The sequence below is a fragment of the Streptomyces sp. NPDC093225 genome (assembly GCF_044753805.1).
GTDB lineage: Bacteria > Actinomycetota > Actinomycetes > Streptomycetales > Streptomycetaceae > Streptomyces.
The window spans coordinates 1-24,263 of sequence record NZ_JBIVNX010000065.1 but is presented as its reverse complement, the minus strand read 5'-3'; the positions used below and the strand labels follow the sequence as shown (position 1 = coordinate 24,263).

20 protein-coding genes and 1 tRNA gene are annotated in these 24,263 nt (G+C 75.9%); 18 read left to right on the top strand and 3 right to left on the bottom strand.

All coding sequences use genetic code 11. The annotated features are described in order from the left end of the window. Window positions 1-59 precede the first annotated feature (59 nt). The 4 genes from ACIQCH_RS34595 (at window position 60) to ACIQCH_RS34580 (ending at window position 3,523) form a co-directional block, all read left to right on the top strand. The gene (locus tag ACIQCH_RS34595) at window positions 60-965 is read left to right on the top strand and encodes a class E sortase (RefSeq protein ID WP_402587632.1); all 906 of its coding nucleotides are present in this window, start codon (window positions 60-62) and stop codon (window positions 963-965) included. 133 nt (window positions 966-1,098) lie between these two features. Then, window positions 1,099-1,455, top strand: a complete 357-nt coding sequence (locus ACIQCH_RS34590) for a DUF6412 domain-containing protein (protein WP_402587630.1) — start codon at window positions 1,099-1,101, stop codon at window positions 1,453-1,455. 165 nt (window positions 1,456-1,620) lie between these two features. Beyond that, the gene (locus ACIQCH_RS34585; RefSeq protein WP_402587629.1) at window positions 1,621-2,475 is read left to right on the top strand and encodes a YidC/Oxa1 family membrane protein insertase; all 855 of its coding nucleotides are present in this window, start codon (window positions 1,621-1,623) and stop codon (window positions 2,473-2,475) included. Window positions 2,476-2,665: 190 nt separating this feature from the next. Further along, window positions 2,666-3,523 (top strand): fumarylacetoacetate hydrolase family protein, encoded by an 858-nt coding sequence (locus tag ACIQCH_RS34580; protein WP_402587627.1) that lies wholly within the window; start codon window positions 2,666-2,668, stop codon window positions 3,521-3,523. Between the two features lie 69 nt (window positions 3,524-3,592). Here ACIQCH_RS34580 and ACIQCH_RS34575 read toward each other — a convergent pair whose 3' ends face one another. Then, window positions 3,593-4,687, bottom strand: a complete 1,095-nt coding sequence (locus ACIQCH_RS34575; RefSeq protein ID WP_402587625.1) for a Gfo/Idh/MocA family oxidoreductase — start codon at window positions 4,685-4,687, stop codon at window positions 3,593-3,595. Between ACIQCH_RS34575 and ACIQCH_RS34570 the strand changes: the two genes are divergently transcribed. After that, window positions 4,686-6,020: an ROK family protein gene (locus tag ACIQCH_RS34570; RefSeq protein WP_402587660.1), complete on the top strand. Its 1,335-nt coding sequence runs from the start codon at window positions 4,686-4,688 to the stop codon at window positions 6,018-6,020. The two genes, ACIQCH_RS34575 and ACIQCH_RS34570, sit on opposite strands and share 2 nt — an antisense overlap. Before the next feature lie 211 nt (window positions 6,021-6,231). After that, window positions 6,232-7,191 carry a hypothetical protein gene (locus ACIQCH_RS34565; RefSeq protein WP_402587623.1) on the top strand — a complete coding sequence of 320 codons (960 nt, stop codon included), beginning with the start codon at window positions 6,232-6,234 and terminating at the stop codon, window positions 7,189-7,191. A gap of 115 nt (window positions 7,192-7,306) precedes the next feature. Here the strand turns inward: ACIQCH_RS34565 and ACIQCH_RS34560 are convergent, their stop codons facing one another. Then, on the bottom strand, window positions 7,307-8,062 hold the full coding sequence (locus ACIQCH_RS34560; RefSeq protein WP_402587621.1) for a GntR family transcriptional regulator: 756 nt from the start codon (window positions 8,060-8,062) through the stop codon (window positions 7,307-7,309). Between the two features lie 181 nt (window positions 8,063-8,243). Between ACIQCH_RS34560 and ACIQCH_RS34555 the strand changes: the two genes are divergently transcribed. From ACIQCH_RS34555 to ACIQCH_RS34510, 10 genes are all read left to right on the top strand, one after another. Beyond that, window positions 8,244-9,365 carry a TIGR03364 family FAD-dependent oxidoreductase gene (locus ACIQCH_RS34555; protein WP_402587619.1) on the top strand — a complete coding sequence of 374 codons (1,122 nt, stop codon included), beginning with the start codon at window positions 8,244-8,246 and terminating at the stop codon, window positions 9,363-9,365. A gap of 5 nt (window positions 9,366-9,370) precedes the next feature. Next, the gene (locus ACIQCH_RS34550; protein ID WP_402587617.1) at window positions 9,371-10,117 is read left to right on the top strand and encodes a phosphonatase-like hydrolase; all 747 of its coding nucleotides are present in this window, start codon (window positions 9,371-9,373) and stop codon (window positions 10,115-10,117) included. Then, on the top strand, window positions 10,114-11,190 hold the full coding sequence (locus ACIQCH_RS34545; RefSeq protein WP_402587615.1) for an ABC transporter ATP-binding protein: 1,077 nt from the start codon (window positions 10,114-10,116) through the stop codon (window positions 11,188-11,190). Before ACIQCH_RS34550 ends, ACIQCH_RS34545 begins: the two co-directional genes overlap by 4 nt. Next, a complete protein-coding gene (locus tag ACIQCH_RS34540) occupies window positions 11,183-12,130 on the top strand; it encodes a 2-aminoethylphosphonate ABC transporter permease subunit (protein ID WP_402587614.1) in 948 nt (315 codons plus the stop codon). Before ACIQCH_RS34545 ends, ACIQCH_RS34540 begins: the two co-directional genes overlap by 8 nt. Beyond that, window positions 12,117-12,914 (top strand): ABC transporter permease, encoded by a 798-nt coding sequence (locus tag ACIQCH_RS34535; RefSeq protein ID WP_402587612.1) that lies wholly within the window; start codon window positions 12,117-12,119, stop codon window positions 12,912-12,914. Before ACIQCH_RS34540 ends, ACIQCH_RS34535 begins: the two co-directional genes overlap by 14 nt. 136 nt (window positions 12,915-13,050) lie before the next feature. Next, complete coding sequence (locus ACIQCH_RS34530) at window positions 13,051-14,124, top strand: 2-aminoethylphosphonate ABC transporter substrate-binding protein (RefSeq protein ID WP_402587610.1); 1,074 nt, start codon at window positions 13,051-13,053, stop codon at window positions 14,122-14,124. Between the two features lie 175 nt (window positions 14,125-14,299). Further along, window positions 14,300-15,883: an alkaline phosphatase family protein gene (locus ACIQCH_RS34525; RefSeq protein ID WP_402587609.1), complete on the top strand. Its 1,584-nt coding sequence runs from the start codon at window positions 14,300-14,302 to the stop codon at window positions 15,881-15,883. Window positions 15,884-16,152: 269 nt separating this feature from the next. Then, window positions 16,153-16,932, top strand: a complete 780-nt coding sequence (locus tag ACIQCH_RS34520) for an HAD-IIA family hydrolase (RefSeq protein WP_402587607.1) — start codon at window positions 16,153-16,155, stop codon at window positions 16,930-16,932. Window positions 16,933-17,117: 185 nt separating this feature from the next. After that, window positions 17,118-17,942 carry a hypothetical protein gene (locus ACIQCH_RS34515; protein ID WP_402587605.1) on the top strand — a complete coding sequence of 275 codons (825 nt, stop codon included), beginning with the start codon at window positions 17,118-17,120 and terminating at the stop codon, window positions 17,940-17,942. Between the two features lie 24 nt (window positions 17,943-17,966). Continuing rightward, entirely contained in the window at window positions 17,967-18,626 is a 660-nt protein-coding gene (locus ACIQCH_RS34510; protein ID WP_402587603.1) for a class F sortase, read from the top strand. Between the two features lie 295 nt (window positions 18,627-18,921). Here ACIQCH_RS34510 and ACIQCH_RS34505 read toward each other — a convergent pair. Beyond that, window positions 18,922-18,995: transfer RNA gene (locus ACIQCH_RS34505), tRNA-Lys, on the bottom strand. 182 nt (window positions 18,996-19,177) lie between these two features. On the opposite strand from ACIQCH_RS34505, the gene ACIQCH_RS34500 reads away from it, so the two are divergent. Further along, window positions 19,178-20,860 (top strand): peptidoglycan-binding protein, encoded by a 1,683-nt coding sequence (locus tag ACIQCH_RS34500; RefSeq protein WP_402587601.1) that lies wholly within the window; start codon window positions 19,178-19,180, stop codon window positions 20,858-20,860. A gap of 1,634 nt (window positions 20,861-22,494) precedes the next feature. After that, the gene (locus ACIQCH_RS34495; RefSeq protein ID WP_402587599.1) at window positions 22,495-24,000 is read left to right on the top strand and encodes an SPFH domain-containing protein; all 1,506 of its coding nucleotides are present in this window, start codon (window positions 22,495-22,497) and stop codon (window positions 23,998-24,000) included. Window positions 24,001-24,263 lie beyond the last annotated feature (263 nt).

Genomic DNA, 24,263 nt, shown 5'->3' with positions numbered 1-24,263 from the left:
ACCTTCAGGTGGGCCTTCGGCGGGAGCGGGGTGGGAGGGTGCGCGGTGCGCGGCGGCGGATGCCCGTGGTGGTGCAGGGGGACCGACGGCGGTCCGGGCGGCTGCGGCTGCGGCGTCGGCTGACGGGCGCGTTCCCCCGGGTGCGGCGCCCCGGGCGGGGGGTGGGGTTCCGGCGCCGGCCGTCGGTGTCGCTCGGGCGGTCGCTGTGGGTGGGGGCCGAACTGGCCGTGACCGGCGGGATGGTGTTGCTGTTGCTGGTGGTGCACCAGGTGTGGTGGACCAACCGGCAGGCGCTGGCGGGGGCGCGCAGCCGGGTGGCGTCCCTCGAGCGGGAGTGGGCCGGGGACCCGGCGCCCGTGGCCGGCTCGCCGGTGCGCGGGGGCGGGGACGCGGCCCCGTCCGCTCCGTCCGCTGCGTCCGCGGTCGGCGGGGCGTCGGCGACGCCGGACGCGCCCGGTGCCGGCGGTGGTTCCGCGCCGCCCGCGCCGTCCCCCGAAGTGCCGCGCGGGGACCGGGCGTACGCGGTCCTGCGCATCCCGCGGCTGGGGGTCGTGGCGCCCGTCGCCGAGGGCGTCGACAAGCGTCGGGTGCTCGACGAGGGGTACGTCGGCCACTACCCCGGGACCGCGCAGCCGGGCGCCCCGGGCAACTTCGCGGTCGCGGGCCACCGCAACACCCATGGCGAGCCGTTCCGTTACGTCAACCGGCTGCGGGCGGGGGACACGCTGGTCGTCGACGTGCGCGGGTGGCGCTACACCTACGTGGTCGGCGCGCGCCTGGACCAGACCCTGGAGCGCGACACCGGGGTCATCGCGCCCGTGCCGCGCAGCCTGGTCCGGCCCTCGTACGGGTACCGCACCCCGGGCACGTACATCACCCTCACCACCTGCACGCCCGAGTTCACGTCGCGCTACCGGCTCGTGGTGTGGGGGACGCTGCGCGCCGCGGAGCGGCGGGGCGGGTAGGCGCCGGGGGCGGGCGGGGCGGTCCGTGGTGCCGGTCCGGGGGTGCGCCCGGTCGCTTGTCGGTGGGTGCGGTTACGATCGGGAGGACGTCGCACGCGGTGTGCGGGGGAGTCCTGGAGGGGAGGGCCGAGCGATGGTGCGTGCCAACCGGCGTGCCGACGGGTCGAGTTCCGCTCTCGGGCTGCCCGCGTTCCTCGCGCTGACCGGGCTGCTCGAGCTGCTCGGGTTCGTGGGCGTGCTCTGGGTCTTCGGCGGGCAGGGCGCACTCGCCTCCGCCGTCGCGCTGGCCGCCACCGTGGCCGTGGGCGCGGCCGTTCTCGCCCGCGCCGCCTTCGCCGCCCGCAGCGCCCGTCCGGTGCCACCGACGCGCGTCCGTACCGCGATACGCGACCGGGCGCGGCGGACCGCGTTCCTGCCGCAGCGCGACCCCGACGCCCGCGGCCGCACCCGGCCGAGGGCGCCCGGCCGGCTCGTCCCGACGGCCGCTTAGGGGCGCGCCGCACGGTTTCCGGGCTGCCGGACCGTCCCTTCCGGGTCTCGCCCGACCCGACGGGGGCCACCCGGCCCGGTGTTCCGCCGTACCGCCGCGCCTTCCTTCGCGGCTCGTCATGCCGACGCAATCCGTTCGCAGGACGAGACCTTCCGGAGGACCCCGATGTCCTTTTTCATCACTGTTGTCGATCTTCTTGCCCGTCTTCTCGACCCCTTGCTCGGCGCCTCGGCGACGGCCGCGGGGATCGTGCTGCTCACGCTGCTCGTGAGGGCCGGGCTGCACCCGCTCACCCGCGCCGCCTTCCGCGGTGAGCGGGCCAGGGCGGCGCTGGCCCCGCGCGTGGCCGAGCTGCGGAAGCGGTACGCCGGCCCGCGGCACGCCGAGCGGCTGCGCCGGGAGCTGACCTCCCTCCATGCGGAGGCGAAGGTCTCGCCCTTCGCGGGGCTGCTGCCGATGCTGGTGCAGCTGCCGGTGTTCTTCGTGATGTACCGCGTCTTCTCCTCCGCGGAGGTGGGCGGACGGGTCAACGGGCTGCTGGACCACCGGCTGCTGGCCGCGCCGCTGGGGGCGCGCTGGGCGGACGCCCTGGGCGCGGGCGGGCCGTTCGGCGCCGAGGGGCTGGTGTTCCTCGCCCTGTTCGCGGCCCTGGCGGCGGTGGCCGGCTGGAACGCGGTGCGCGGGCGCCGGTCCTTCGCGGCGTCGACGGCGGCGTTGACGGGTGCCGGCGGCGGATCCGCCGCGGGTACGCGTGCGGCTGCGGGCGGCGCGCCCCGGACGGCCGCCGGCTCCGGGTCGGGTGCCGCCGGCGACGCCGCCGGTGCCGGGGTGCAGCGGATCGCCCGGTGGATGCCGCTGCTCGCCTTCGGGACGCTGGTCACGGCGGCGATCGTCCCGCTGGCCGCCGGGCTCTACCTCCTCACCACCACGGCCTGGTCGGCGGCCGAGCGGGCCTGGCTCCAGTACCGGTGGGACGCCCGGGACCGGGCGGCGGTGGCGTCGGGGGCGCAGCCGGCGTAGGGGGGTCAGGGAGAGCAGGGGGGCGGGTCGGCGGGCTCCCGGCCGGGCGGTGGTGTTCCAGTACGTGAACACGGTCTTGCGCATTGGATGGACTTCTTGGAGGATCGGCCAATCCTCCGATGGCCGCAACCCATCGTCCGGCCCGGGGCATGCCCGCGGGCCGACCACCCACGACCACGGGAGAATGCCCATGAAGCTGCTGCGTGTCGGACCGGTGGGGGCGGAGCGCCCCGCGCTGCTCGACCAGGACGGCGTCCTGCGGGACCTGTCCGGTCTCGTCGCCGACGTCGACGGAGTCCTGCTCTCCGACGAGGGCGTGCTGTCCCGGGTACGGGACGCGGCAGCCTCCGGCGAGCTCCCGCGCCTCGACGCCGAGGGCCTGCGGATCGGCGCCCCGGTGGGCCGGATCGGCAAGATCGTGGGCATCGGGCTGAACTACCACGACCACGCGGAGGAGATCGGCGCCGCGATCCCCGAGGAGCCGATCATGTTCCTCAAAGCCCCCGACACCGTCGTCGGCCCGGACGACACGGTCCTCGTGCCGCGCGGCAGCGTGAAGACCGACTGGGAGGCCGAGCTCGGCGTCGTCATCGGCAGCACCGCGCGGTACCTGGACTCGGCGGAGGAGGCGCTGGCGCACGTCGGCGGCTACGTCCTCGCCCACGACGTCTCGGAGCGGGAGTTCCAGATCGAGCGCGGCGGCACCTGGGACAAGGGCAAGAACTGCGAGACCTTCACCCCCCTGGGCCCGTGGCTGGTGACGGCCGACGAGATCGGCGACCCGCAGGCACTGGGCGTGCGCCTGTGGGTCAACGGCGAGAAGCAGCAGGACGGTACGACCGCCAACCAGATCTTCCCGGTGGGCGAGGTCGTCCGGTACCTGAGTCGCTTCATGACCCTCTACCCGGGCGACGTCGTCGTCACCGGCACCCCGGCCGGCGTCGCCATGGGCCGGCCCGAGCCGAAGCCGTACCTGCGGGCCGGTGACGTGGTCGAGCTGGAGATCGACGGCCTGGGCCGTCAGCGGCAGGAGCTCAAGGACGCCTGAGGCGGACGCCCACGGGGCCGGGCGAGCGGTGCGACACCGCGCGCCCGGCCCCGTTCGCGGGCGGTCGGGTCAGGCGCGGGGCGGGAGCTCGACGGCCACGCCCTCGCGCGCGGAGCGGAGGGCCGCTTCCAGCACGTCGAGCGCGTCGGCCGCCTCGTACGCGGTCACCGGCGGCGGGGTGTTGGCCCGCAGGGACGCCGCGACGGCGGCGTAGTAGGCGGGGTAGTCGCCGGCCACCGTGGCGACCGGGATGCCGCCGCCCGTCAGCGGGGACTCGCCCGAGCCGATCCGCCCCCACAGCGACTCCGTCTCGGCGCCCCAGGGACCGCCGCACCCCGGCCGCTTGCCCTCGCGCAGGGCCGCCTCCTGCGGGTCGAGCCCGTACTTGACGTAGCCGGCGTCCGAGCCGAGCACGCGGAAGCGGGGGCCCAGCTGCGCCGTGGTGGCGCTGACGTACAGGTGCGAGCGCACGCCGCCGGCGTGTGTGAGGGCGATGAAGGTGTCGTCGTCGGTCTGCGCGCCGGGGCGGCGCACGTCGGTCTCGGCGTAGACCCGTACGGCGGGGCCGAACAGCACCAGGGCCTGGTCGACCACGTGGCTGCCGAGGTCGTACAGCAGCCCGCCGATCTCCTCCGGCGCGCCGGACTCGCGCCAGCCGCCCTTGAGCTGCGGGCGCCACCGCTCGAAGCGGGACTCGAAGCGCTGGACCTCGCCGAGCTCGCCGGTGGCCAGCAGGGTGCGCAGGGTGAGGAAGTCGTTGTCCCAGCGGCGGTTCTGGAAGACGGAGAGCAGCAGTCCGCGCTCCTCGGCGCGGGCGGCCAGCGCCCGGGCCTCGGCGGCGGTGCCGGCGACGGGCTTGTCGACGACGACGGGCAGACCGGCGTCGAGGGCGGCCGTCGCGAGCGGGACGTGGGTCTTGTTGGGGGAGGCGATCACGACCAGGTCGAGGTCCGCGGCCGACGACCCGGTGAACAGCTCCTCGGGCGAGGCGGCGATCCGTACGTCGGGGAACTCGGCGCGGGCGCGGGCCTGCCGCTCGGGGTTGCCCGTGACGACCGTGTCGAGGACCAGCCCCTCGGTCGCGGCCACGAGGGGGGCGTGGAAGACGGAGCCGGCCAGGCCGTAGCCGATGACTGCTACGCGGAGGGGGGCGGGGGTGCTCATGCTCCTACTTAAGCAACGCTGTTTCCAAAGTGCAAGGACAGGGGACAATGGGGCGGTGGACAGGGCATGGACGGCACACGGACAGACCACCGGGGACGACCCGGACGCGGGGCGGGACCCGGCCGGGGACCGGGCGCGGGAGCAGCGGCGCGGCGGGGCGAACCTGCCGGCGCTCCGCGGGCACAACGACGCGCTGGTCCTGCGCCTGCTGCGGGAGGCGGGCGGGGCCGGGGCGAGCCGGCTGGAGCTGGCCGGGCGCACCGGGCTCACCCCCCAGGCCGTCAGCAAGATCACGGCGCGGCTGCGGGCCGACGGCCTGGTGGCCGAGGCGGGCCGCCGCGCCTCCACCGGCGGCAAGCCGCAGACCCTGCTGCGGCTGGTGCCCGAGGCCGCCTACGCGGTGGGCGTGCACCTGGACCGGGACGAGTTCCGGGCGGTGCGGGTGGACCTCGCCGGCCGCGCGGTGGCCGAACGGGTCGGGGCCCTGGAGTTCGGGGCGGGGCCGGACGCCGTGGTGGAGGTGGCGGCGCGCGAGGTCGAAGGGCTGGCCGGGGCCGGAGCGGCCGGCCGGGTCCTGGGTGTGGGGGTGGCCGCCCCCGGGCCGCTCGACCACCGGTCGGGCGTGCTGGGCCGGGTGACGGGCTTCCCCGCGTGGGAGGGCGTGGCGCTGCGCGACGCCCTCGTCCGCAGGCTGGCCGCGGGCGGCGCCGGTCTCGCGGGACTCCCGGTGGTCCTCGACAAGGACACGAACGCGGGGGCCCTGGGCGCGGCACGGACCGCCGGTGCGCTGCCCGCGGGGACCGAGGGGCCGCGGCCCGACCCGGCCGGGCCGCGGTCCGGGCTGCCGGTCCCCGACGGGCCCGACGGCGCGGGCTCGTTCGCGTACCTGCACGTCGGTACGGGCCTGGGGGCCGGGATCGTGCTCGGCGGCGCGCTGCACCGGGGGCCGCGGACGGGGGCCGGGGAGTTCGGGCACCAGGTGCTCCAGCTCGACGGTCCCCGGTGCGCCTGCGGGGCCCGCGGCTGTGCGGAGGCGCTGTGCCTGGAGGCGGTCGGCCGCGCGGACCCGGACCGGGCCGCCCGGGTGCTGGGTGCGGCGGCCGCCAACCTGGTGGCCCTGCTGGACGTGGACCGGGTCGTCCTGGGCGGCCGGGTGGTGGCGGGGGCGCCGGACGCGTTCGTACGGGGCGTGGCGGAGGTCCTGGCCGAGCGGGCGCTGGGCGCGTACGTCGTCCCGGTGGCCCTGGCGCCGGGCGGTGCGGTGGCCCGGGGTGCGGCGGAGCTCGTCCTCGGGGGGCTGTTCGGCGGCGATGCGCTGGGCGACGGGGGGTAGGGGGCGGTCCGTGCCGTGCGGGCCCGGGCCCGGGGCGGTCCGTGTCGCGTCGCCCCGGGCCCGGGCGCGCCGATGCGCCATCCGGGGGGAAGTCGGGTGGGCGGGCGTGGGGGTGCCCGGGGGCGCAGGGCGGGCATGGCAGGGTGCCGGGTACGACTTGGTGATGGTCACCTGGTCGGAACATCTGTCCGGCGAGCAGCGAAGGCACCCCATGCGAATGCGGAACGCCCTGGCCCTCTCCGTCACGCTCGCCGTGGTCGGCATGGCCCCCGCCGCCCTCGCCGCGCCGAAGGCGTTCGCCGCCGCGGCCGCGCAGGGGAGCCCTCCCGGGTCCGTGCTCGGGGTCCGAGGCGTCCAGGGCGGCCCCCTCGGGCCGCCGTTCGCCGCCGCGGCCGCCCGGGGTCTCCTCGTCCGCCCGTTCGCGCCGGGACCGCTGCGGGACGTGGGCAACGGCGGCGGGGCCAAGCCGGCGCCCGCGCTGCCCTCGCGGATCCAGCCCGAGTGCGGCGACGGCAAGAGCCCCGAGTTCCCGATCGGCGCGCGGATCCGGGGCGGTCCGGCGGTGTACCGCAGTGGCGGGGGGCCGCAGACCTGGTACCTGGACCTGACGAACACCACCGCGCGGACCTGCCGTGCCGTCCACCCGGTCGTGGTCTTCACCGACCGCGACCACGTGCTCAGGTCCACCCAGCTGGTCATGGACTTCGTGGACAAGGGCACCGGCCGCACCCATGCCGTCAGCCTCGAGCAGACCGACCAGGACGAGGTCGTCGCCGTCTTCGACGGGGGCGGCGGTGCGGGGGCCGGTGACGGAACGCCGTCCTTCGCGGGCTTCACCCTCGCCCCCGGCGGCACCGTCACGGTCACCGTGCACCTGGCCTTCACCCCCGACACCGCGCCGGGCGAGGTGGTCGCCGACGCGGCCCTGGTGCAGCGCAAGGGCGACGACGGCGACTGGGTCGGTGAGAGCGGCCGCTACCGCTTCTCCGTCGAGCGGCCCGAGGAGCCGACGCGGCCCGAGGCCGCCGCCGGCTCCCTCGCCAGCACCGGAGGCGCGCCGGCCGCGCTGACCCCGGCCCGGCTCTCCGCCCTCGCGGGGGTCGCGGCGGCGTTCGCGGCCACCGGCGGCGCGCTGGTCGTGGCCGGCCGCCGCCTGCGCCGTACCGGCTGACCGGCCGACCCGTCGACCGGCCGACCCGCCGGCCGACCGACCAGGCGGGTCGAACGCCCGCCGACCGGTGACCGACCGAGCCCCTGACCGGCCGACCTGATGCGCGCCCGCCCCCTCAGGGACTCAGGTGCGTGGTGAAGCTGAAGCGGTCCCCCCGGTACAGCGACCGCACCCGCTCCAGCGGGCGCCCGTCCTGGTCCCGCGAGAAGCGGTGGATCAGCAGCATCGGCAGGGCCGGCGGGGTACCGATCAGCAGGGCCTCGCGCGGGGTGGCCAGGACGGTCTCCAGCTTCTCGTCCGCGTCGCCGAAGGCGATCCCGAGCCGTTCGCGCAGGTAGCCGTAGAAGGAGGAGTCGGGCTCGAAGTCGGCGTCCAGGTGCGGGACGCGGGCGACGCGGACGTACGTGGACTCCAGGCCGACGCGCTCGTCGTCGGCGAGCAGCACGCGCTCCAGGTGCCAGACGGGCTCGCCGGGCTCCGCGCCGATGCTCGGGGCCAGGTCGGGCGGGCAGGGGAAGGTGTCGAGCCCGATCAGGTTGCGGCCCGGGCGGCGGCCCTGGCGGCGCACGCCCTCGGTGTAACTGGCCAGGGCGAGGGGCTGCTCGAGCTTCGGGCCGGCCACGACCGTGCCGCGGCCGTGGCGGCGCAGCCGGCCTTCCAGGAGCAGCTCGCGCAGGGCCTGGCGGACGGTCTCGCGCGCCACCTCGTAGCGGAGCGCGAGGTCGCGCTCCGTGGGGAGCAGGCCGCCCTCGCCGAGCTCGGTGATCAGCTCGGCGATCCGGGCCTTGACGGCGTAGTACTTCGGGACGCGCCCGTGCTCCGGGATGCCGGAGCGGACGGGAGCGCCGGGGGTGTGCTGGGTCGGTTCCACACCGCGACCCTACGGGCGATCACCGCCGCGCCCCGCACCGCCCGCCCGGCCGGCTCCCCGCGATAGCATCCCCCACATGTCACGAGACGATAACGGGTCTAGTCCAAGCTTGGGTGGCTGTTCACCGGCCCGTCGCCGACCGGACCCTCCCGGGCCACCCCCCGCCACGACCGTTTCCGGCGTGAGAGTCATAGTCGTCGGAGGCGGCGTGGTCGGCACCATGCACGCCTGGCAAGCCATCCAGCGCGGCCACGAGGTCGTCCAGATCGAGCGCGAGGCCGAGGCCCGCGGAGCCTCGCTGCGCAACTTCGGACAGATCTGGGTCAGCGGCCGCGCGGGCGGCGAGGAAGTCGAAACCGCCCTGCGCGCCCGACAGTTGTGGGAAGGCATCGGGGAGGCGGTACCCGGTCTGGGGTTCCGCCCCAACGGGTCGCTCACCCTCGTGCGCACCCCCCGCGAACTCGCCGTCGCCGAGGCCGCCCTGGCCCGCCCGGACGCCGCCGCCCGCGGGTACCGGCTGCTCGCCCCGGCCGAGGCCCGCGCACTGAACCCGGCCCTGCGCGGCGCGTTCACCGCGGCCCTGCACTGCGAGCGCGACGCCGCCGTCGAGCCCCGCACCGCCCAACTCGCCCTGCGCGAAGCCCTCCAGGCAAGCGGCCGGTACGCGTTCCTGCCCGGCCGCGAGGTCCGCGAGGTGGTCGGCGACAGCGCCGTACGCGACGACCACGGGGACACGCACACCGGCGACGCCGTCGTCCTGTGCACCGGCGCCTGGCTGTCCGGCCTGGTCCGCGAGCTCGTCCCCGACCTGCCCGTACGCCGCGTCCGCCTGCAGATGATGCAGACCGACCCGCTCGGCGAGCCGCTCACCACGTCCGTCGCGGACGCCGACAGCTTCCGCTACTACCCGGCCTACCGCGGCCCCGCCCTCGACGAGCTGACCGCCGCCGAGGCCCAGACCCCGGTCGCCGCCGAGCACAAGATGCAGCTGCTCATGGTCCAGCGCCGCGACGGCGGCCTGACCATCGGCGACACCCACGAGTACGAGCACCCCTTCGCCTTCGACACCCTCGAAGACCCGTACGAGCACCTCACCGCCGTCGTCGAGGGCTTCCTCGGCCGCCCGCTGCCGCGCATCCGCCGCCGCTGGTCCGGGGTGTACGCGCAGTGCACCGACCCCGCGAAGGTCGTGCACCGCCAGCAGGTCCGGGCCGGCACCTGGCTCGTGACCGGGCCCGGCGGCCGCGGCATGACCTGCTCGCCCGCCATCGCCGAGACCACCGCGAACGAACTGGGCTGGTGAGGAAGATGACCGACACCCCCCGCGCCACCGGCGCCCCCGTCCACCGCCTCGTCGTCCTCGACATGGCCGGCACCACCGTCGCCGACGGCGGGCTCGTCGAGCGCGCCTTCGAACGGGCCGCCGAGAGCCTCGGCGTCGAGCCCGGCTCGCCCGACCACGCGGCCAAGCTCCAGTACGTGCGCGACACCATGGGCGAGTCGAAGATCACCGTCTTCCGGCACCTCTTCGGCAGCGAGGACCTCGCCCGGCGCGCCAACTCCGCCTTCGAGAAGGCCTACGGCGAGCTCGTCGACGGCGGCCTCGTCGCCCCGCTCCCCGGCGCCCGCGAGGCCGTCGAGACGCTCCGCGCCCAGGGCCGCACCGTCGTCCTGACCACCGGCTTCGCCCGGGTCACCCAGGACGCCATCCTCGACGCCCTCGGCTGGCGCGACCTGGCCGACCTCACCCTGTGCCCCGCCGACGCGGGGGGCCGGGGCCGCCCGTACCCGGACATGGTCCTGGCCGCGTTCCTGCGCACCGGCGCGGCCGACGCCGTCACCGAGGTCGCGGTCGCCGGCGACACGGCGTACGACATGCTCAGCGGCACCCGGGCCGGCGCCGGGGTGGTCGCGGGCGTGCTCACCGGGGCCCACGGCCGCGACTGGCTGGAGCGGCACGGCGCGACGCACGTCCTCGACTCGGTCGCCGCGCTCCCCGACCTCCTCGGCCGCCTGGAGGGCGGCGGCGCAGCGGACGGCGGTCCGGCGACGTGACCGGCATCCGCTTCGACTCCGTCTCCGTCGCCTACCACGGCACCACCGTCCTCGACTCCCTCGACCTGACCGTCGAACCCGGCGAGGTCATGGCGCTGCTCGGCCCCTCCGGCTCGGGCAAGACCACCGCCCTGCGCGCGGTCGCCGGCTTCGTACGCCCGGCCGCCGGCCGCGTGCTGATCGGCGGCCGGGACGTCACCGACCTCCCGCCGCACCGCCGCGGCATCGGCATGGTCGTCCAGCAGTACGCCCTCTTCCCGCACATGCGCGTCGAGGAGAACGTCGCCTTCGGCCTGCGCGCCCGGAAGGCGCCGCGGGCCGGCATCCCCGCCCGGGTCGCCGAGGTGCTGGAGATGACCGGCATGGCCGCCTACGCCAAGCGCTACCCGCGCGAGCTCTCCGGCGGCCAGCAGCAGCGGGTCGCGATCGCCCGCGCCCTCGCCATCCGGCCCGGCGTCCTCCTGCTCGACGAGCCGCTGTCCGCGCTCGACGCCCAGCTGCGCTCCGGCATGCTCGCCGAACTGTCCCGCCTGCACCGCGAGCTGCCCGACGTCTCGATCCTGTACGTCACCCACGACCAGATCGAGGCCCTCACGCTCGCCGACCGCATCGCCGTCATGGACCGGGCCCGGCTCCAGGACTGCGGCACCCCGCAGGAGCTGTACCGGCGGCCCCGCACCGAGTTCACCGCCTCCTTCGTCGGCAGCGCGAACCTGCTGCCGGTCCGGGTCGGCGACGGCACCGTCCGGCTCGGCGACGACGGCACCGGCCGCGTCGACCTCGAGGTCGACCTCCCGCAGGGCCCCGGCGCCCCCGCCCCCGGTGCCCGGGCGACCCTGTGCGTCCGCCCGCACCTGCTGGCCCTGGGCGAGGGGCCGAACACCCTGCGCGGCCGCATCACCGAGGTGCAGTGGCGCGGCTCCACGCACCGGCTGTACGTCGACGTGGCCGGCCACCGGGTCACGGCGGACCTGCCGGAGCTGCGCGAGACGCCCGCCCTCGGGGACGAGGTCGCGCTCCACTTCGCGCCCCGCGACGGGGTGCTCCTGGCCGCGGGGGTGGGCGATGCGTAGTCCGGTCGCCGGGGCCGCGCCCCCGGTCCCGGCCGCGGATCCGGCGGGGGACCCGGTGCCGCGCACCGGCGGCGCGGGCGCCGGAGGGCTCCGCCCCGGCTCCCGCGCCGCGAGGACCGGCGAGGCCCGGCTCCTGTGGGCCGTGCCGCCCGTGGCCGTCCTCGGCCTGGTCTTCCTCTACCCCCTCGCCCTCGTCGTCCGGCAGTCCCTGACCCCCGACGACCCCGACGCCGGGGCCTTCGACGCCTACGCCGCGGTGTTCCGGTCGGTCTCCTTCCGCGAGGCGCTCGGGAACACCGTGACGCTGGCCGCCGGCGCCACCGTCGGCTGCCTGCTGCTCGGCTTCACCCTCGCGGTGGTGATCGCCTTCGTGCCGTTCCCCGGTGCGCGCGCGGTGGCCAGGTTCATCGACGTGTTCCTCTCCTTCCCCTCCTTCCTCATCACCCTCGCGCTGCTCTTCATCTACGGCACGGTCGGCATGGCCAACGGGCTCTGGACCGACGTCACCGGGGCCGCCGAGGGCCCGTTCCACTTCCTGACCACGCGGTGGGGCGTGCTGCTCGCGGAGATCACGTACTTCACCCCGTTCGTGATGCGCCCGCTGCTCGCCGCCTTCTCCCAGCTCGACACCGCCCAGCTGGAAGTGGCCGCCAGCCTCGGCGCCGGGCCCGCCCGGGTCGTGCGCCGGGTGATCCTGCCCGAGTCCCTGCCGGCCCTCGCCGCCGGCGGCAGCCTCGTCCTGGTGATGTGCCTCAACGAGTTCGGGATCGTCCTGTTCACCGGCGCCAAGGGGGTCACGACCCTCCCGATGCTCGTGTACGGCAAGGCCATCCTCGAGTCCGACTACCCGGCCGCCTGCGTGGTCGCGGTCGTCAACATCGCGATATCCGTCGGCCTGTACGGCCTCTACCGGGTGGTGGGCAAGCGTGCTGGTGCATAGCAAGGCCGGCCGCTGGGCCGCCTGGGGCCTGTTCTGGCTCCTCTTCCTGCCCCTGTTCGCCCTGCCGCTGCTGGTCGTGGTGGCCGCCTCGTTCGCCACGCACTGGTCCGGCGCCTTCCCGTCCGGGATGACGACCGGGCACTACGCGGCCGCCGTCCGCGGCGAGTCGCTCCAGGCCCTGGTCACCAGCCTCGTCACCGCCGTCACCGCCAGCCTGCTCGCCCTCGCCACCGGCACCTGGGCCGCGCTGGCCGGGTCCGCGCTCGGGAACCGCGGGAAGCGGCTGCTCGACGGGCTGTTCATGCTGCCGGTCGCGGTGCCCTCGGTGGTCGTCGGACTCGCCGTCCTGGTCGCGTTCAGCCGGCCCCCGCTGTTGCTCAACGGCACCAGCACCATCGTGGTCCTGGCCCACACGGTCCTGGTCACCGCCTTCGCCCACCAGTCCGTCTCGGCCGCGCTGCGCCGCCTGGACCCGGCGTACGAGCAGGCCGCCGCCAGCCTGGGAGCCTCGCCCGCGTACGTCCTGTGGCGGGTCAGGCTGCCGCTCCTGCTCCCCTCGCTCAACGCGGCCGCAGGCCTCTGCTTCGCCCTCTCCATGGGCGAGTTGAGCGCCACGATGATGCTCTACCCGCCCGACTGGATGCCGCTGCCGGTCCGTATCTTCACTGCGACCGACCGCGGTTCGCTGCACGGCGGCTCGGCCGTGGCGGTGGTCCTCATGGCCACCACGCTGCTGGTCCTGCTGGCCGTCTCCCGCGTCCGTACGAAGGCCTCGTACCGCTAGCTCCCGCACCGAGGCCCCGTACGGAAGCCCCCACGCCGCACCACCCGCACCGCCGACGCACCGCCGACGCGCCACCCCGCACCATCCGCACCCCCCGCCCAGCTCCCGCGTGCCCTCCCGAGGAGAACGACACCCCATGTCCCGCCACCACCTGCTGCGCGCCTGCGCCGCCGCCACCACGGCCCTCACCCTCTCCGCCGCCCTGTCCGCCTGCGACGCCGCGTCCTCCGCCGGCAAGGGCGGCGACGCCAAGGTCGTCACCGTCTACAGCGCCGACGGCCTCAAGGGCGAGAACGGCGACGGCTGGTACGACAAGGTCTTCGCCGACTTCACCAAGAAGACCGGCATCGAGGTGAAGTACGTCGAGGGCGGCTCCGGCGAGATGGTGCAGCGCGCCGTCCGCGAGAAGTCCAACACCCAGGCCGACGTGCTCGTCACGCTCCCGCCCTTCATCCAGCAGGCCGCCGGCAAGGGCCTGCTGACGAAGTACCAGCCGCAGGGCTCCGGCCAGGTCAACGGCGGCGACAAGGGCGCCGACGGCCTGTGGACCTCGGTCGTCAACAACTACTTCGGCTTCGTCTACAACAAGAAGGAGCTCGCCAAGGCGCCCACGACCTGGGAGGAGCTCCTGGACGGCACGTACAAGGGCAAGCTGCAGTACTCGACGCCCGGCGTCGCCGGCGACGGCACCGCCGTGCTCATCAAGGCCATGCACGACTTCGGCGGACAGGCCCCCGCCCTCGCGTACCTGAAGAAGCTCCAGGCCAACAACGTCGGCCCGTCCTCCTCCACCAGCAAGCTCGCACCGAAGACCGACAAGGGCGAGATCCTGGTCGCCAACGGCGACGTGCAGATGAACTTCGCCCAGTCCAGGACCATGCCGAACCTCGGCATCTGGTTCCCCGCCAAGACCGGCGGCAAGCCCACCACCTTCGCCCTCCCGTACGCGGCCGGCCTGGTCGCCGACGGCCCGCACACCGAGAACGGCAAGAAGCTCCTCGACCACCTCCTCAGCCCCGAGGCCCAGAAGCTCGTCAGCTCGGTCGGCGGCGGCTTCCCGGCCCGTACGGACGTCAAGCCCACCGACGCCAACGCCGTGGAACTGACGCGCCTGATGGGCGGGGTCGAGGTCTTCGAGCCCGACTGGGCCGACATCGACGCGAACCTCACCTCCTACGTCGATGCGTGGAAGTCCGCCACCGGAAGCTGACGCGTCACCTGCCGGTCACCCGTGACCGGCAGCATGACGTTTGGATAATGGGTCTGGACCGAAAGGGCGGCGGCGGCACGACCCGCCGCCTCCCGCCGGTGTTCGGCCCGGCCCCTCGAGGTACCGCACCGCCCCCCCAGCCCCGCACCACCGCGACGACTCCCCGGAGGAGCACGTGCAGACCGCATCGCGCGCCCGCACCCGCACCACCACCGCCCGCACGACCACCCGGACCCTCGCCGTGGCCGCCACCGCCACGGCCCTGCTCGCCGCCACCGGCACCCTCACCACCCTCACCGCCCACGCCGCCCCGGCCGCCGCCGGAGCCGCCGCAGCCGCCGCGGCCTCCACCGACAAGGTCCTCGTCATCGGACTCGACGGCGTGGTCCTCGACCGCCTCAAGGCCGCCGCCGCCCCCCGCCTCAAGGGCCTGATGAGCCAGGGCCTGACCGCCAGGAGCACCCTCTACGCGAGCCCGATGGCCGCCACCTCGTCCGGGCCGGGCTGGTCGACCATCGCCACCGGCGTCTGGCCCGACAAGCACGGGGTGAAGGACAACACCTTCACCGGCAAGAACTACGCGGCCCACCCCGACTTCCTCACCCGCGCCGAGAACGCGAACCCGGCGCTCCACACCTATGCGGCCGCCGACTGGGAGCCCATCACCTCCACCGACGCGGGCGGCCCGATCTTCTCCGCCAAGGTCGACAAGCGCCTCAGCCTCAAGGGTGACCGCGACGGCTACGAGGGCGAGGACCCCAAGATCGCCGCCGCGGCCGCCGCCGAGCTGCGCGACCAGGACCCCGACGCCGCCTTCGTGTACTTCGGCCAGGTCGACGGCGCCGGCCACTCCTACGGCGCCGCCAGCCAGAAGTACCTCGACGCGATCGCCCGGGTGGACGCCCTGGTCGGCCAGGTCCTGGACGCGGTCGAGGCCAGGCCGACGTACGCCCAGGAGAACTGGAAGGTCCTCGTCACCACCGACCACGGCCACACCGACGCGGGCGGCCACGGCGGCTCCACCATCCAGGAGCGCGGCACCTTCGTCATCGCCAAGGGGCCCGGGATCCCCGCCGGTTCGGTGCGCGACGACGTCAAGCTGGTCGACGTGGCGGCCATCGCCCTCGACCAGGTGCACGTCCCCACCACGGGCCTCGACGGCCTGCCGCTGGCGGCCGCCGACGCCGACCCGTTCGACGCCCTCCGCCCGTCCCTGCGCACCCGCGTCGACGAGACCGGCATCGGGTCGGCCGTGAAGGGCTTCACCCACACCCCGCCGGCCGGCTGGTCGGTGGACAACTCGAGGATGGGCTCCGGCGGCGTCACCGAGTGGGCCGGCCGGGCCTTCGCCACCGACGAGTTCTGGACCCAGGCCCAGCGCGACCAGTGGCGTGAGCTGAACGTCCGCTCCCGTGACGTCTTCGCCGTCGCCGACTCCGACGAGTGGGACGACAAGGCGCACACCGGCTCGTTCGACTCCACGCTGGTCAGCCCCCGGTGGGCGGTCCCGGGCGGCACCACCCGGGTGCTGCGCTACCGGACCCACTACCGCCACGAGTCCCCGCAGACCGCCCAGGTCCTGGTCGCGTACGACGGCGGTGCCCCGACCGTCGTCAAGAGCTACACGGCCGACGCGGTCGCCAGGAACGAGGCCGTCGTCCTCCAGGTCCCGGCCGGCGCCACCGACGTCCAGGTCCGCTTCCGCTACACCGGCACGAACAACTGGTTCTGGACGGTCGACGACGTGACGCTGGACTGACGTGACGCGGGACTGACGCGATGTCGGTCCGACGTGAGGGCCGGCGTTGACGGCCTGGCCGGCGTGGACGACGGGGACGACGGGGACGTCGTCCACGCCGGCTACGGCGACCCCTCCCGGACCCCTCCCGGACCTCTACCGGGGACCCTCACGGGCGCCGCGGTGACCGGCCCGCGGACGCCCGCGCCGTCCGCCGATCAAACTCGCTAGGGTGGTACAGACCAGAGACCCGCGAGGTCAGAGGCCACCGCAGAGCGGAGAACAGTCCCGTGGCAGAGCGCAAGCCGATCGAATCCTGGCTCACGGACATGGACGGCGTCCTCATTCACGAGGGCACCCCCATCCCCGGCGCCGACGCCTTCATCAAGCGGCTGCGCGATTCCGGCAGGCCGTTCCTGGTCCTGACCAACAACTCCATCTACACGCCCCGCGACCTCCAGGCCCGGCTCCACCGCATGGGGCTCGACGTACCGGTCGAGAACATCTGGACCTCCGCCCTGGCCACGGCCAAGTTCCTCGACGACCAGCGCCCCGGCGGCACGGCGTACGTCATCGGCGAGGCCGGCCTGACCACCGCGCTGCACGACATCGGCTACGTGCTGACCGACCACGACCCCGACTACGTGGTGCTGGGCGAGACCCGCACGTACTCCTTCGAGGCGATGACCAAGGCGGTCCGGCTCATCAACGGCGGCGCCCGCTTCATCTGCACCAACCCCGACGAGACGGGCCCGAGCACCGAGGGCCCGCTGCCCGCCACCGGCGCGGTCGCCGCGCTCATCACCAAGGCCACGGGCAAGCAGCCGTACTTCGCCGGCAAGCCCAACCCCCTGATGATGCGCACCGGCCTGAACGCCATCGGCGCGCACTCCGAGACCAGCGCGATGATCGGCGACCGGATGGACACGGACGTGCTCGCGGGCCTGGAGGCCGGCATGGAGACGTTCCTGGTGCTGACGGGGCTGACGACCGCCGCGGACGTCGACCGTTTCCCGTACCGGCCCTCGCACACGGTGAACTCGATCGCGGACCTCGTCGACCTGATCTGAGCTCCCGGCCTCCGGGGCCGACCGTCGGCCCGTCCCCCACGGCTTCGTCCCCGCCTCCTCCGCGGCCCGGCGTCCGCACTGCTCAGTACGGGTGTCCGGGCCGCACCCGTACGGACGAGCGACACGCTCCCCGGGATGCGCGGGCGGACACGGTGCGTGAACCTGCCAATACCAGGAGGTTCACGATGCGCACTGCTCTGCTCGCGCTCCGTGCCACCGGGGCGGCCGTCGCCCTGCTGGCCGGGGCCGCCGCCACCGCCCCGTTCGCCCATGCCACCGCCCCCTTCGCCCGGGCCAACGACAACGACAGCGACAGCGACCACGGACGCGACCGCGAGGGAGGTCGCGACGGCGGTCGCGACGGCGGCCGTGACGGTGCTCGCGGCTCGGTCTGGGTCACTCCGCAGGCCGCCCCGCCGGGCACGCAGGTCGAGCTGCGCGTCAACGGCTGCGACGGCAGGAGGGGTTCGGCGAAGTCGGCCGTCTTCGTCGCCGACGCCGAGCTGTCCGGCCGCGACGGCGGCGGCAATCCGCTCTACGGCGAGGCGATGATCAGCTCCCGCGCGCAGCCGGGCTGGCACACGATCCGGGTGACCTGCGACGGCCACGAGGGCCGTGCCACCGGCTCGATCCAGGTGCTCTCCCACGGCGGTGACCACGACGGGGGCCATGACCAGCCCTCGCACCACTCCACCCCGTACTGGCCGGTGCACGCCGGCGGCGGCGGAATGGCCGAGGAACTGGCCAAGCGCGAGGTCGGGAAGGACGGCGGCGCGGGAACCGGTGCGGGTGAAGGTGCCGGTGCGGGCGCCGTGGCCGGGGACGTGCCCGCCGCGGCGCAGGCGGCCCCGGCCGCCGAGGAGCACGAGCCCGCCGCCGCCCGGCACGAGGGTCCGGAGGACGGCCCGGGCCTGCCGCACACCGTGATCGGCGCGGTGCTCGCGGCGGCCGCCACCATCGCCGTGGCCGGCCGGGCGCTGAGGCTGCGGCGCCGCCGCAGCGGCCAGTGACGCCGGCCTGGGCGGGCGGCTGACGTGGCGGCCGCCGAGCGCCCCCGGGGCGGCGGCCGGCTGCTGACCGGCGCGGCCTGGGCCGTCATCGTCCTCGGCCTGTGGCTGTGGGGGCGGGAGATCACGGACGTGCCGGGACCCGCCGCGGGCACCGGTTCGGCGGGCTCGGCCCTCGTCCTGGGTCTGCCGGCCCCGCACGCCCCGCTCCCGGGTGCCGCGCCGCCGCAGCGGGTGGACGTCGGGTCCATAGGCGTCCAGGCCCCGGTGGTCCCCCGGGGCCTGGACAAGGACGGTGCGATCGACCCGCCCCCGTACGAGCAGCCGGGCACCGTCGGCTGGTTCGGCTCGGGCACCCGCCCGGGCGCGGCGGGCGCGGCGCTGCTGGTGGGGCACGTGGACACGCGCTCCAAGCCGGCGGTGTTCTACGGGTTGAGCGCGACGCAGGTGGGGGAGAAGGTGCGGGTGCTGCGGGCCGACGGGGTGGTGGCGGAGTTCACCGTCGAGGAGGTGCGGGTCTACGAGCGCGACCGCTTCGACGCGGCCAAGGTGTACGGGCCGCGGGTACCGGGGCGGGCGGAGCTGAGGCTGATCACCTGCGGCGGCACGTACGACAAGACGGCGAAGGAGTACACGGCCAACGTGGTCGTCTCGGCCTACCTGACGGACGTCGTGCGCGCGAAGTAGGCACACGCCGTCCGCGCGAGGTGGTCGGCCACGGCCGACCGAAGGCGACGTGGGCGTACGGCCGACCGGAGGCGACGTGGGCGTACGGCCCACCGGAGTGGCACCGGGCCCGGCCGGGAGCCCGCCCGGACCGCCGGCCGGGCCCGGTCCTCGACCGCGGGCGCGCCCGGACTGCGGGAGAAGTCCGGGGACCGGCGCGGGAGGTCGGGAAGGTGCGGGTGGTCCGAAACCACCATAGAGCCAATACGACAATACGAAGAAGCCCCTCGCATACGCGAGGGGCTTCTTCTGTCTGTGCGCCGCCAGGGACTCGAACCCCGGACCCGCTGATTAAGAGTCAGCTGCTCTAACCAACTGAGCTAGCGGCGCCTGCTGACAGAGAAAACTCTACCCCACGTTTCGGGGTACCCGTGACCACCTGCGACGTGGCGCGCCCGCCTTGTCCGATTAACCCATATTCTCCCGTTCCTTGTGCACTATGTGTCATGGCCTTCATAGATCTGATGCCTCGCCAGATGGATCTCCAGGGGAGTGGACGGAGCCGCATGCCCATGCCGAAGCCCATGACGATGCCGACACCGGTCTTCGAGGAGTACCGGCCCGCCGCCGACTGCCCCTGCCCCGGCTGCGCCGCGCACCGCCGCACCGCCCGGACCCTGGCCCTCCGGGACGGCGGGCACCCCGGCGCCCACGGCGCCCGGCGCGTACTGGTGCTGGCGACGGCGGCCGGCGTGGCCCTGGGCGCGGGCGGCGCGGCCGCGGCGGCCGCGGACACCCCGCCGGGCCCTGCGGAGGCGGATGCGGCGGGGTCGTCGGCCGCGGTGCGCTCCGGCGCGGTGCGGTCGGGCGAGGTGCGGGACGGCGGGGTGCGGGCCGGCGAGGTGCGCGACGGCGAGGGCACCCCGCAGGGCCGGCCCTCCGCCCTCCACGGCACGAAGGCCGGTGCCCCGGGCTCACCCGGCGCCCCGGCCGGCCGGCCGGGGTCGACGACGGACGACCCGTCGTCGTCCACGGTCCAGCCCACCGCCCCGTCCACCGTCCGGAAGATCGACCGGGCGACGATCATCAACCGGGCGAAGGCGTGGGTGGCCGCGAAGGTCCCGTACAGCATGTCGAAGTACTGGACCGACGGGTACCGGCAGGACTGTTCGGGCTTCGTCTCCATGGCCTGGAACCTGGGATCAAACGAATGGACCGGGAGCCTGGACGCGTTCGCGACCCGGATCGGCAAGAACGACCTCCAGCCGGGTGACATGCTGCTCTTCCACAACCCCGCGAACCCGAGCGCCGGTTCGCACGTCACGCTCTTCGGCGGCTGGACGGACCACACGCGCACGTACTACCGGGCGTACGAGCAGACCCCGCCGCGGGCGCGGGTGCAGTCGACCCCGTACGCCTACTGGAACAACTCCGCCAAGTACGTCCCGTACCGCTACAAGGGCGTGACGGGCAGCGTCCTGACCGGCGAGCCGGGCCGGCCGGGGCCGGGCGGCAGCGCGGCGTACCCGGGGCGCGCCGCCTTCGGGCCCGGGGCGAACAACGCGTACGTGACGCGGTTGGGGCAGATGCTGGTCAAGCGCGGGGGTGCCCGCTTCTACGCGAAGGGGCCCGGCCCGCGCTGGACCGACGCCGACCGCCGGGCGACCCGCGCCTTCCAGCTGGCCCAGGGCTGGACCGGCCGTGACGCCGACGGCCTCCCGGGCCCGACGACGTGGCGCCTGCTCACCCGGAACCAGGGCCGCGACGTCCCGCCCACGACCGGCCCCGCGAAGGCGGGTGCGGCCGGCTCGACCGCTCCGGGGAAGCCGGGCGTGGCGGGGGCGGGTGGTTCTGCGGGGCCGGGCGCGGCCACGGGTACGGCCGCGACCACCGGTACGACACCGACCACCGGTTCGGCTGCGACTGCGGGCGCCCGTTCGGGTGGTGGTGCGGTCGGCGCCGGCGGCCGGTCGGGCGGTGATGCGGCCGGCGGGGGCGCGAGCGGTGGCTCCTCGGCGCTCCCGTACCCCGGGCGGGGGGTCTTCCGCCCGGGCCAGTCCTCCCCGGCCATCACGGCCCTCGGCCGACAGCTCCTGCAGAAGGGCTTCGGCAAGTACTACACGTCCGACCCGGGCCCCCGGTGGACGGAGGCGGACCGCCGCAGCGTCGAGGCCTTCCAGCGCGCCCAGGGCTGGCGGGGTTCGGCGGCTGACGGCTACCCCGGCCCGGAAACCTGGCGACGGCTCTTCGCGTGACGGAGGCGACGATGCACCCGACCCCCCACCCGACCCCCCACCCGACCCCCCACCCGAACCCCAACCCCAACACCAACCCCAACCCGTGGGGCCTCTTCCCCACCCCACCGGAGACGCCCCCGACGGCACAGGAAGCCGCCGTGCGGGCGCCGGAACCCCCTGCCCAGGCACCGGAACCCGTCCCACCACACGGGGCGGCGGCCGGACCCCACCGGCCGGGCCCGGCGGTCACGGAGCCGGCCTCCGCGGCGTCGGTCCGCCCCGGGGCGGGGGCTCGACGAGCGACGGCCGGGACAGCCGAACGGCGGTCACGGCGCGCTGCCTTCGACGCGGCGTGGGGTCTCCTCTCGCGCCGCGAGCCGGCGGCCGAGGCGCCGTCCGCCCCCTCGGGCGTGCACGCCCCGGGCCCTCAGGGGCCGACGGCCTCCGGCACGGGTACGGCCCCGGACCTCGCCACTGCCGTCAGGACGGCTACCGAGCCGTTCCCCGCGGTGGCCGCCCCCCGCTCGGGCGAGCCCGCCCCCACCGCAGGGGCGCCCCGGCTCCCCGACGCCCGGTCCGCGGCGGAACCCGCGCCGTCGCCGTCCGTGCCGCTCGCCGCCCTCGTTCCGGCGGGAGCGCCCGAGTCGGTGGCCGAGGCGGCCCGTCTGGCAGCTGCCGTTGCCGACCCGGTGGCCCAGGGGCCCGTTCCGACGGCTGCTTCCGGGGCCGATGCCGACCGGGCCTGCGACGGTACGGGGGCGCCGTCCCGCCCGCAGAGGGTTCCGGCCGGTGCTGAAGTACCTGCTCCCGGTGACGCGCAGGCGCCTCCCGGGGGCGGCACCCCGGCCGCCGCTGAGGACCGGGTCGACGGGGCCGTGCCGGCTGCCAGGGGCGACGGTCCCGTGCCGTACCGGGCCGGGGACGCCTGCCCGAGTGCCCTGCCGAGCACCCCTTCCGGGCCCGACACCTACGCGACCCCGAACGCTCACGCCGCGGCTCCGCCCTCCGCCCGCGTTCCCACAACGACCGCGACCGCGACCGCGACCGCGAATGCCGAGGCGGTGCTCTCCGCGACCGCGATCGGGGCCTCCGCGACCGACGTCGCCGAAGTCCCCGCAACCGCGAGCGGGCCCCCGGCCACCTCCCCCTCGTCGACCTCGGCCGGGTCCACCGCGCCGGAGGCCGTCGAGGCCGGCCCCTCCGGGCCTGCGTCCGCTCCGGGCGTGTCTGCCGCGGCCGCGGCCGCGACCGCCGTGCCCCCGGCGGCCGTGCGCCGTCCCGCTGCAGGAGACGCTGCCGACCGTCTCGGCGCGGGAGCTTCAGCGGACGGCGGGCGTCCCGGTGACGGCCGTGAACGTCGACCCGCCCCGGTACCCGGCGCCTCCGAGACCACGCCCGCCGCGCCCGGCGCCTCCGAGACGACGCCTCGTGCGCCGAGCGCCTTCGAGAACGTGGCTCTCGCGCCCTCGGGCTTCGAGGCGGTGCCCGCAGCGTCCCCGGCGCTGGACGGCGGGCCCGGGGGCGTGGAGGCCCCGGCAGGGGTTCGGGAAGGGGCGGGGTGGGGGAAGCCGCCCTCGGCCGACCCGGACCGTGCGCCCTCGAAGCACGCTCCGGCCGGTACCGGGGACGCCGGTCCGGCCGTCGGCGGCCGGATGCCCGAAGTCGCCCGCCCCCGCGCCGCGGACGGCACGGCGGAAGCCGGGGCGGCCCAGGCCCCCGGGGCCGTCGGTGCGGAGTCCGCGGGCGTGAGCGACGACACGCAGGCGCTGCCGCGCATCGGCGGCGGACGTCCGCTGATCGGGAACCCGGGGACGACCGAGATCCCGGTGCACCTGCTCTTCCGCGACCAGGAGCCCGAAGGCCGGATGGCCGCCCCGGCCACCCGCAGCCCGGGCTTCCCGCCCGCCTCCGTCCCCCGCGGACCGGGCTTCGCTTCCGCCCCCGTCACCCGGGGTTCGGGCTCGGCGTCCGCGCCGGCCGTCCAGGGTTCGGGCTCGGCGGCCGCCCCGGTCGCCGGGCGACCCGGTGTCGCGTCCGGCCCCGCTCCTCGCGGGCAGGGCTTCGCGTCCGGCTCCGGCTCCGTCGCGGGGCGGCTCGGTTCCGGGAACGGGGTCGGCACGAGCCGGTCGGGCCTCGAGGGCGCCGGTGTCCCGCGCCGGGTCGGCGGTCGGGGGCCGGTCGGGACCCCGGCGGCCGCCGCCCCGCGTCCCACGCCGGCCCGTCCCGCGCCGACGCCGGCCGGTCCCGCACCAGCACGCCGCGCGCCGGGAGCGGATCCCGAGCTGCGGGAGCGGCGCGGCCCGGCGTTGCCCGGGTGGGTCGGAGCCCTGACCGCGGCCGGCGCGCTCGCCGGCTGCGGGGCGGTCCTCGCCCGCGCGGGACTCGTCCCGCACCGGCTCGCCGAGGTCCTCGCCCTCCCCGCCGCCGCGGAACCCGGCCGGACCCACTGGGTCGTACTGGCCGCCCTCGGCGTGCTCGCGCTCGTCGCCCTCGGCGGTCTCGGCCGGGGCCGGGCGGGCCACGCCTGGGTGCTCAGCCTGTTCGGCAGCTACCGCGGCACCGTGCGCCGTACCGGACTGGTCTGGGTGAGCCCCCTGCTGTTGCGCCGCCGGGTCGACGTACGGCTGCGGCACTGGCGCAGCGAACCGCTGCCCGCCGTCGACGCGGGCGGCCTCGCCCTCCGGGTCGTCGTGCACGTCGTATGGCGCGTCCGCGACACCGCACGGGCCGAGTTCGCGGTCGAGGACCACACGGAATACCTCGCCGAGCAGGTCGAGTCGGCGCTCGCCCGGGTGCTGAGCCAGCTGCCCGCGGACGCCTTCCACGAGGACGCCCCGACCCTGCGCGACGCCGAGGCGGTCGGCGACGCGCTGACCCGCGTGCTGGCGGCCGACACCGAGGTGGTGGGCATCGAGGTGTACTCGGCCCAGCCGACCCGCATCGAGTACGCCCCCGAGGTCGCGGCGGCCATGCAGCGCCGCCGGGTCGCCGCGATCGACGCCAAGCACCGGGACGCGGTGCTGTCCTCCGTCGTGGACGCGGTGGACGACACCGTCCACCGGCTCACGTCGCGGGGGCTCGTCGAGCTCGACGACTACGAGCGCAAGGCGCTGGTGAAGGACCTCACCGTCGCCTTCTACACCGGCCGCCAGGAGTAACCCGCACTCCGCCCCTCCGTCCGGTCCGGAACGGCCGACGTGCACCCTTCGGCGCGTCGGCCGTTCTGCTGCCCGGGGGGGCTTGGGTTGTTTGTTGCTCGTTGCTCGTTGCTTGCGGGCTTCGGGGTGGGTCGCGCGGTGTGCGGGTCCCCTCGGTGCTTGACGGGGCATGGCCTGCAGGCCCTGCGGCAGGCCCACCCCTGGGGCTTCGGGGCCTTCGGCCCTGGCCTGCGGCCACCCCAGGCCCGGGCCTGCCTCCGGAC

Coding starts and splice junctions, on each gene's coding strand:
- ACIQCH_RS34575 (WP_402587625.1), bottom strand. CDS start 4,687: ATGAGCACCCCCGCCCCCCTCCGCGTAGCAGTCATCGGCTACGGCCTG.
- ACIQCH_RS34565 (WP_402587623.1), top strand. CDS start 6,232: ATGCGAATGCGGAACGCCCTGGCCCTCTCCGTCACGCTCGCCGTGGTC.
- ACIQCH_RS34495 (WP_402587599.1), top strand. CDS start 22,495: ATGCCCGAAGTCGCCCGCCCCCGCGCCGCGGACGGCACGGCGGAAGCC.
- ACIQCH_RS34500 (WP_402587601.1), top strand. CDS start 19,178: ATGCCGAAGCCCATGACGATGCCGACACCGGTCTTCGAGGAGTACCGG.
- ACIQCH_RS34550 (WP_402587617.1), top strand. CDS start 9,371: ATGACCGACACCCCCCGCGCCACCGGCGCCCCCGTCCACCGCCTCGTC.
- ACIQCH_RS34570 (WP_402587660.1), top strand. CDS start 4,686: ATGCTCCTACTTAAGCAACGCTGTTTCCAAAGTGCAAGGACAGGGGAC.
- ACIQCH_RS34580 (WP_402587627.1), top strand. CDS start 2,666: ATGAAGCTGCTGCGTGTCGGACCGGTGGGGGCGGAGCGCCCCGCGCTG.
- ACIQCH_RS34585 (WP_402587629.1), top strand. CDS start 1,621: ATGTCCTTTTTCATCACTGTTGTCGATCTTCTTGCCCGTCTTCTCGAC.
- ACIQCH_RS34595 (WP_402587632.1), top strand. CDS start 60: ATGCCCGTGGTGGTGCAGGGGGACCGACGGCGGTCCGGGCGGCTGCGG.
- ACIQCH_RS34530 (WP_402587610.1), top strand. CDS start 13,051: ATGTCCCGCCACCACCTGCTGCGCGCCTGCGCCGCCGCCACCACGGCC.
- ACIQCH_RS34540 (WP_402587614.1), top strand. CDS start 11,183: ATGCGTAGTCCGGTCGCCGGGGCCGCGCCCCCGGTCCCGGCCGCGGAT.
- ACIQCH_RS34590 (WP_402587630.1), top strand. CDS start 1,099: ATGGTGCGTGCCAACCGGCGTGCCGACGGGTCGAGTTCCGCTCTCGGG.
- ACIQCH_RS34515 (WP_402587605.1), top strand. CDS start 17,118: ATGCGCACTGCTCTGCTCGCGCTCCGTGCCACCGGGGCGGCCGTCGCC.